Raw genomic sequence first — 8,424 nt, 5'->3', positions numbered from 1 at the left:
TGGTCACGGCATCCTCGCCGCCTTCGCCACCCTCGCGACGGCGACGGCCACCGCGACGGCCACGGCGTCCACGACGCCGCGCACCGCCTTCGTCCTCGTCCTTGGCTTCGGCCGTGGTTTCGACCGCCGCTTCATCGGCGTCTTCTTCCGCTCCGGCCTCTTCGTCAGCCTCGTCCGCCTGTGCGGACTCGGCCGGTTCATCGGCGCGATTCTCGTCGCGCTGGCCGCCACGACGGCGACGGCGGCGACGGCGACGGCGGCCGCCCTCGCGCTCGTCACCCTGCTCGCCGCGCTCTTCGCGGCCCGCGTCCGCCTCTGCCTCCTCGGCTTCTTCTTCCTCTTCCTCCTCCTCGATCAGGTCGAGATCATCCTCTTCGACCGGGAGGGGGGTATAGTCGACGACACGCTCGGGCCGGGGGCCGCTGGCCTCGACCGACATGCGCGCGCCCTCGATCTCACCATCGGGCAGGATTTCGATGCGCACGCCGTAGCGCTGCTCGATCTCGTCCAGTTCGCGACGCTTGTTGTTGAGGACATAGAAGGCCGCTTCCTGGCTGGCGCGCAGCGTGATGATGCTGCCGCGCCCGCGCGCCGCCTCTTCCTCCAGCATGCGCAGCGCGCCGAGGCCCGCCGACGATGCGGTGCGGACAAGGCCGGTGCCTTCGCAATGCGGGCATTGGCGGGTCGATGCTTCGAGCACGCCGGTGCGCAGCCGCTGACGGCTCATTTCCATGAGGCCGAAGCCGGAGATGCGGCCGACCTGGATGCGGGCGCGATCGTCCTTCAGCGCCTCCTTCATCGCCTTTTCGACCTTACGGATGTTGGAGTTCATCTCCATGTCGATAAAGTCGATGACGACAAGGCCGGCCATGTCGCGCAGGCGCAGCTGGCGGGCGATCTCGCGCGCGGCTTCCAGATTGGTGGCGACGGCGGTCTGTTCGATGCCATGTTCGCGCGTGGAGCGGCCCGAGTTGATGTCGATCGACACCAGCGCCTCGGTCGGGTTGATGACGAGATAGCCGCCCGATTTCAGCTGGACGACCGGATTGTACATCGCGGCCAGCTGGTCCTCCACGCTCGCGCGCTGGAACAGGGAAATGGGATCGGCATATTGCTTTACCCGGCGCACATGGCTGGGCATCAGCAGCTTCATGAAGTCGCGCGCGGCGCGATAGCCCTCCGCGCCCTCCACGATCACTTCCTCGATATCCTTGTTGTAGATGTCGCGGATCGCGCGCTTGATAAGGTCGCTGTCATTGTGGATCAGAGCCGGCGCGTCCGACTTCAGCGTCTTTTCGCGGATTTCGTCCCACAGGCGCGCGAGATAGTCGAAGTCGCGCTTGATCTCCGGCTTGGTGCGCTGGAGCCCGGCGGTGCGCACGATGCAGCCCATGCTGGAGGGCAGCGCCATCTCCGCGATGATCGACTTTAAACGCTTGCGATCGGCCGCGTTGCTGATCTTCCGGCTGATGCCGCCGCCGTGCGACGTGTTGGGCATCAAAACGCAATAGCGGCCCGCGAGCGACAGATAGGTGGTCAGCGCCGCGCCCTTGTTGCCGCGTTCTTCCTTGACCACCTGCACAAGCAGCACCTGGCGGCGCTTGATGACGTCCTGAATCTTGTAGCGGCGGCGCAGCGCCATGCGCTTGCGGCGCAGCTCGTCCGCAGCATCGTCGCCGCCACGTCCGCCCTTGCGGCGGCTGGCCTTCTGCGGCGCATCGCCCTCGGCGCTTTCCTCCGCGCCTTCCTCATCGTCATGATGATGGGTGGCTTCGACGACTTCGACGCCGTCCTCGCCATGATGATCTTCGTCATCCTCGTCATCATAGTCGGCGCGCAGCGCGGCCTCTTCCTCGGCATGCGCGCGTTCCTCGCGCAGCAGCGCCTCGCGGTCCTCGCGCGGGATCTGATAATAGTCGGGATGGATTTCGCTGAAGGCCAGGAAGCCGTGGCGGTTGCCGCCATAATCGACGAACGCCGCCTGCAGCGACGGTTCGACCCTGGTTACCTTGGCGAGATAGATATTTCCCTTGAGCTGCTTGTGCTCGGCCGATTCGAAATCGAACTCCTCGATCCGGTTACCTTTGACGACCGCGACCCGGGTCTCTTCCCGGTGGCGCGCATCGATCAGCATACGCATTGTCATTTATGAGTCTCCGGCGTGAGCGGGCTGCGGCGCTGGGCCGCGCCGTCACGCGATAGTGAAGGGACGGCCGCGCGCGCGCCAAGGGGCGCGCGGATCGCGGGATCGTCCGGTTTGGAAGGAAAAGTGACGTGTCTGCTGCGTCGGCAGGGCCGGACCATGCGCCGAGCCTTTCCATCCACGCCGCTGCGCCCGGAACCGGGGCAAGCGTGGAAAGGAATTCATGCCTCATGCAGCGTCAACCTGTTTGCAGCACCGGACCGGACAGGATCCATAAAGTCCGCCGGTGCTCGTCTCATCGCCCTGATCGGTCGCCCGTCCATGACGCGAACCTTGCAGGAATATGAATGGGTAGCAGCCAAATGAAGGCGGAGCAACGTCTGGCTGAAATATAATGTCTCGCCAGACCCATTGCATGAAGAAGGTGAAGCAGCCGTTAACCGTCTCGATTCACGTCCTTCAAAGTCACGATGCTTAATGCCGGATTCAGCGTGGGGACGCTGGGGACGGATCATCGTCATGAAATTTGGGTGGACGGGCTCTTGTCGGGCGTTGCACAAGCGGCGGATGGTGCAGAGCTTTGCCCTGATGGGCGCGATCATCGCGGCCGCGCCTGGCAGCGCGGGCGGCATCGCCGGCGTCGACGTGCGCGACGATCGGGTGGTGGTGCGTTTCGACGACCGGGTGGAGGGCGCCTCCGCTTTCCTGCTGGATGCGCCGCGCCGCATCGCTCTGGACATTGACGGCGCGCAGATGGGGCGCGGACGGTTCGCGCCGGGCAACGGCAGCGTGGCGGCCGTGCGACAGGGGCAGCTCAACGAAGGCACCGCGCGCGTCGTGCTGGATCTCGCCGGGCCGGCGACGCTGGGCACGCCGCAGATCGCGGCCGACGGCAAGTCGCTGAGCTTCGCGTTGCAGCCTGTGAGCGAAGCGCGGTTCCTGGCCGAGATGGGCAAGGGGCGCACCCGGTTCGACGGCGCGGCGGACATGGCGGCGCGTCCGAAGAAGCGGCTCCATTCGATCAGCGTTCCCATACCCGCGCCCGCCCGCGGCCTTACGCTGCCTCCGGTCGAAGGGGCGCAGGACGGGGCCCGCCCCCTGGTGGTGATCGATGCCGGCCATGGCGGGCATGATCCGGGCGCGATCAACAAGGAAACCGGCCGGCGCGAAAAGGATGTGACGCTGGCGATCGCGCAGGCGATCCGCGATCAACTGGTGAAGGGCGGCCGCGTGCGCGTGGCTCTGACGCGCGACGACGACAAGTTTCTGGTTCTGCAGGAACGCTATGGCATCGCCCGCAAGCTGGGCGCGGACCTTTTCATTTCGATTCATGCCGACGCAGCGGATAATGGCGACGCGCACGGCGCGACCGTCTATACGCTGTCCGAAACCGCGTCGGACCGGGAAGCGGCACGGTTGGCAGCGCGCGAGAACAAGGCCGACATCATCAACGGCGTCAACCTTGGCGGACAGTCCGACGACGTATCGTCCATCCTCATCGACCTGACCCAGCGCGAATCGATGAACATTTCCGCCAGTTTCGCCCGGCTGCTCCAGCGTGAAGCCGGTCCCTACGTGCCGTTCCGCAGCGCCGGGCACCGCTTCGCGTCGCTGATGGTGCTCAAAGCCCCCGACACGCCGTCCGTGCTGTTCGAGACCGGTTATATCAGCAATGCGGCGGACAGCGCCTTCCTCTCCTCGCGCGAGGGGCAGGCGCGGATCGCGCGCGGCGTCGCCCGCGCGATCGAGGTGCATTTCGCCCGCAAGCTGGCGATGCGCGGCGGCGGGGCTGGCGGTTGATGTCAGGCGGCGCCGGGCAGCCGGCGCGACGGGCCGTCGAAAGCCCACTGGCCTTGGCCGCATTTTGACCCTAGAGCCTCTTCTCCATGGAAGAGGCCCGTTCCGATACCCCGCAATCGTCCATCGCCTATCGCCTGCGCCGCGATGCCGGAGGCCTGATCGGCCGTCTGCGCCCGCTGATGGAGCGAAGGCTGTTCCGCTGGGCGGCGATCCTGCTGGGCGCCTTTCTCGCCGCGCTGTTCCTCTTCTGGCTGATCTTCGCGCGCGGCCTGGCCGACGATCGTGCGCGACATCAATGGCCAGCCGGCGCACAGCTATGCGCGTGAACGCCGGGTGCAATTGCAATATAGCGACTATCCGCCGCTTCTGATCCGCGCCTATCTGGCGGCGGAGGACAAGACCTTCTTCGAACATCATGGCGTCGACATCCCCGGCTTCGCGGGCGCGGTGGTCGACTATGCCAGCAAGCTGGGGTCGGGCCAGCGCGCCCGTGGCGGCTCCACCATCACCCAGCAGGTCGCCAAGAATCTTCTGATCGGCGACGAATATTCGCCCACCCGCAAGGTCAAGGAGATGATCCTGGCCTGGCGCATGGAAAATGTGCTGTCGAAACAGCAGATCCTCGAACTCTACCTCAACCAGATATTCCTCGGCCGCAACGCCTATGGCGTGCAGGCGGCGGCGCGCGCCTATTTCGACAAGGATGTGGCGGACCTCAAGCTGCACGAGATGGCCTATCTCGCCATCCTGCCCAAGGGGCCGGCCAATTACCGCCCCGAAAGCCCGACCGGCCATGAGCGGGCGCTCGACCGGCGCAACTGGGCGCTGGGCGAGATGGAGAAGAATGGCTGGATCACCGCCGCGCAGCGGGTGGAGGCGCAGGCGCAGCCGCTGGGCACGGTCGCCGCGCACGGCTCCAGCTTCGACGCGCGAGCGGGCGGCTATTATATGGAGGAGGTGCGCCGTCGCCTGATCCAGCTGTTCGGCGAAAAGGCGGCGGACGGTCCCAACAGCGTCTATGCCGGCGGCCTGTGGGTGCGCAGCCCCTATGATCCCGTGGTGCAGCAACATACGCAGGATGCGCTGCGCGGCGGGCTGCTCCGGTTCGACGGCGGGCGCGGCTGGTCCGGCCCGGTCGGCCATATCAATGCCGGCGACGGCTGGGAGCGGGAACTGGCCGCCAGCTACATCAGTGTCGATTATGCGCAATGGCGGGTGGCTGTCGTCATCAGCCGGTCTTCCGGCGCGGCGCAGATCGGCTTTGCCGACGGCAGCACGGGCGTCCTGCCGGCGGACGCCGCGCAGATGCCCTATCGCCGCACCGGCGGCCCGGCCTTCTCGGCGCTCAAGGCCGGCGACCTGATCGTGGTCACGCGCAACGGTTCGAACTGGGCGCTGCGCAACGTGCCCGAAGTGTCCGGCGGCATGTTGGTGGAGGAAGTCCATTCCGGCCGCATCCGCGCGATGCAGGGCGGGTTCGATTCGCGCCTGTCCTCCTACAATCGCGCGACCCAGGCGCTGCGCCAGCCCGGCTCCACCATCAAGCCGTTCGTCTATGCGTCCGCGCTGGACAATGGCATGACGCCGGCCTCCATCATCGTCGATGGACCGCTTTGCGTCTATCAGGGCGCGGGGCTGGGCCAGAAATGCTTCCGCAACTTTTCCGGCGGCAGCGCGGGGCCGCAGACGATGCGCTGGGGCGTCGAGCAGTCGCGCAACCTGATGACGGTGCGTGCCGCCAGCCAGACCGGCATGGACCGGGTGGTGCGGACGATCAAGAATATGGGGATAGGCGACTATCAGCCCTATCTCTCCTTCGCGCTGGGCGCGGGGGAAACGACGGTCGAGCGAATGGTGAACGCCTATGCGACGCTGGCCAACCAGGGCAAGCAGCAACCGTCCAAGGTAATGGATTATGTGCAGGACCGGCGCGGCAAGGTGATCTGGCCGCAGCGCTGGCGCCCGTGCGAAGGCTGCAACATGCCGAACTGGGACGGCAAGCCGATGCCGCGCTTCGGCTTTGAAGGCAAGCAGGTGCTCAATCCCATGACCGCCTATCAGGTCGTCCACATCGCCGAAGGCGTTATCCAGCGCGGCACCGCGACGATACTCAACGACCTCAATCGGCCGCTGTTCGGCAAGACCGGCACGACCAACGGGCCGACCAACGTCTGGTTCGTGGGCGGATCGCCCGATCTCGTCGCGGGCGTCTATATCGGGTACGACCAGCCGCGCAGCCTGGGCGGCTGGGCGCAGGGCGGTCGTATCGCCGCGCCGATCTGGAAGGCGGCCATGGCCCCGGTGCTGGAAACGATGCCCAAGACGCCCTTCGTCGCGCCTGCGGGCATCCGCATGGTGACCATCGACCGCAGGTCGGGAAAGCGCGTCTATGGCGCATGGCCGGGCACCGACCTGAAGCCCGCCGTCATCTGGGAAGCGTTCAAGCCCGAAACCGAACCGCGCCGTTCCATCCGCAAGGAAGAAGCCGAAGCGCAGGCCAAGGCCGCCGACGCCCGCGCCGCCTCCGCCATATCGCGCGGCCGCCAGCGCAACGACGCCGACTTCCTGGAAGGGCAGGGCGGGATCTATTGAGGCTCCGCCCTTCCCAAATCCGTCGCCCTCGGATAGGGGCAGGCGCTTGATGCGTTAAGACGCCGACAGATTTTCGGAGACCAGACATGCGCGCCGAAGCGCAGCAATATATCGACCGTATCGACGCCGCGCTGGCGCTCCTTCGCCAGTCGCTGGACTGGGACCGGGCGCTGCGGCGGCTGGACGAACTGAACGCGCGCGTGGAAGATCCGACGCTCTGGGACAATGCCAAGCAGGCCCAGGAGGTGATGCGCGAGCGCACCCGGCTGGACAGTGCGATCGGCGCGACGCGTGCGATCGACGGGGAAAAGACCGACACCGCCGAACTCATCGAAATGGCCGAGGCCGAAGGCGACGAGGCGATGGTGGACGAGGCCGTCGCGTCCCTGAAGGCGCTGGCCGAGCGCGCCGACGAGGACAAGATCAAGGCGCTGCTGGCGGGCGAGGCCGACAGCTACGACACCTATCTGGAAATCCACGCGGGCGCGGGCGGAACGGAAAGCCAGGACTGGGCCGAGATGCTGAGCCGCATGTATCGCCGCTGGGCGGAACGGCGCGGCTACAAGGTGGAGCTGGTCGACTATCAGGCCGGCGACCAGGCGGGGATCAAGTCCGCGACCTTCCTGTTCAAGGGCGAGAACGCCTATGGCTATGCCAAGACCGAAAGCGGCGTCCATCGCCTGGTCCGCATCAGCCCCTATGACAGCAGCGCGCGGCGGCACACCAGTTTCTCGTCCGTCTGGGTCTATCCGGTGATCGACGACGATATCGACATCGAGATCAAGGAAAGCGACCTCAAGATCGACACCTACCGCGCATCTGGCGCGGGCGGGCAGCACGTCAACACGACCGATTCCGCGGTCCGCATCACTCACGTTCCGTCGGGCATCATCGTCGCGTCGCAGAACGACCGGTCGCAGCACAAGAACCGCGCCACCGCGATGAACATGCTCAAGGCCCGGCTTTACGAAGCGGAACTGCGCAAGCGCGAGGAAGCGGCGTCGAGCGACTATCAGGCCAAGACCGAAATCGGCTGGGGCCATCAGATCCGTTCCTATGTGCTGCAACCTTATCAGCTGGTGAAGGACCTGCGCACGGGCGTCACCTCCACCTCGCCCGACGATGTGCTGGACGGCGCGCTCGATCCGTTCATGGCCGCCGCCCTGTCGCAGAAGGTGACGGGCGAGAAGGTCGATGTGGAGGATGTCGACTGATGATCCGCGCGATGCTGGCGGGGGCGCTTGTCCTGCTGGCCGCGTGCGACCGGCTGGGAGAGGGGTCCGCGGACGAGCGGCCCGCCGCGGCGCGGGACTTTCCGCGCGCCGACCGTCCGGTCGCCCCGATCGTGTCGACCCGCTGGTCGAGCGAGGAGGCGCGCGACCGCGTCAACGAAGCCGAGGACATCATGGATCGCGCCGGCATCCGCCCCGGCATGACCGTAGCCGACATCGGCGCGGGCGAGGGCTATTATACCGTGCGCCTGGCCCGGCCGTTCGGCCCCACCCGCCGCATCACGCGCGAGAAATGGGACAATGTCAGCCTGAAGCTGGGCGCGCCGGAAGACCCCAAGCTGCCCGAAAACAGCTTCGACCGCATCCTGATGGTCCATATGTATCATGAGATCGCCGAACCCTATGCCTTTCTCTGGCATCTCTCCCCCGCGCTGAAGAAGGATGGCGAATTGATCGTGGTGGACGCCGACCGGCCGACCCAGCGGCATGGCACTCCGCCCCGCCTGCTGGCGTGCGAACTGGCGGCGATGGGGTTCCGCCTGGACGAGCTGATACCCAAGCCCACGGCGGGCGGTTATTTCGCGCGGTTCCGCCGCATCGCGGCGCGGCCCGACCCGGCCAGCATCATACCCTGCGCCTTTCGCGGATAGGAGCATA

At 66.5% G+C, this 8,424-nt stretch carries 4 protein-coding genes and 1 pseudogene; 4 read left to right on the top strand and 1 reads right to left on the bottom strand.

The features are described from left to right. On the bottom strand, positions 1–2,146 hold a 2,146-nt coding region (locus AX724_RS04455), incomplete at its 3' end, for an Rne/Rng family ribonuclease (RefSeq protein WP_231736465.1). A 516-nt stretch (positions 2,147–2,662) separates the two neighbouring features. On the opposite strand from AX724_RS04455, the gene AX724_RS04450 reads away from it, so the two are divergent. The 4 genes and pseudogenes from AX724_RS04450 to AX724_RS04435 all read left to right on the top strand — a co-directional run bounded on the left by AX724_RS04450 (position 2,663) and on the right by AX724_RS04435 (position 8,417). Then, positions 2,663–3,943 carry an N-acetylmuramoyl-L-alanine amidase gene (locus AX724_RS04450; protein WP_066764013.1) on the top strand — a complete coding sequence of 427 codons (1,281 nt, stop codon included), beginning with the start codon at positions 2,663–2,665 and terminating at the stop codon, positions 3,941–3,943. A gap of 86 nt (positions 3,944–4,029) precedes the next feature. Next, a pseudogene (locus AX724_RS04445) lies at positions 4,030–6,535 on the top strand (penicillin-binding protein 1A). An 86-nt stretch (positions 6,536–6,621) separates the two neighbouring features. Then, positions 6,622–7,749, top strand: a complete 1,128-nt coding sequence (prfB, locus tag AX724_RS04440; RefSeq protein ID WP_066764004.1) for a peptide chain release factor 2 — start codon at positions 6,622–6,624, stop codon at positions 7,747–7,749. Continuing rightward, positions 7,749–8,417: a class I SAM-dependent methyltransferase gene (locus AX724_RS04435; RefSeq protein WP_066764001.1), complete on the top strand. Its 669-nt coding sequence runs from the start codon at positions 7,749–7,751 to the stop codon at positions 8,415–8,417. Before prfB ends, AX724_RS04435 begins: the two co-directional genes overlap by 1 nt. Positions 8,418–8,424 lie beyond the last annotated feature (7 nt).

Origin of the sequence: Sphingobium sp. CCH11-B1 (assembly GCF_001556865.1) — a bacterium.
Lineage (GTDB): Bacteria > Pseudomonadota > Alphaproteobacteria > Sphingomonadales > Sphingomonadaceae > Sphingobium.
Note: the sequence above shows the minus strand (reverse complement) of the source record. Positions and strands in the feature narration are given on the sequence as shown.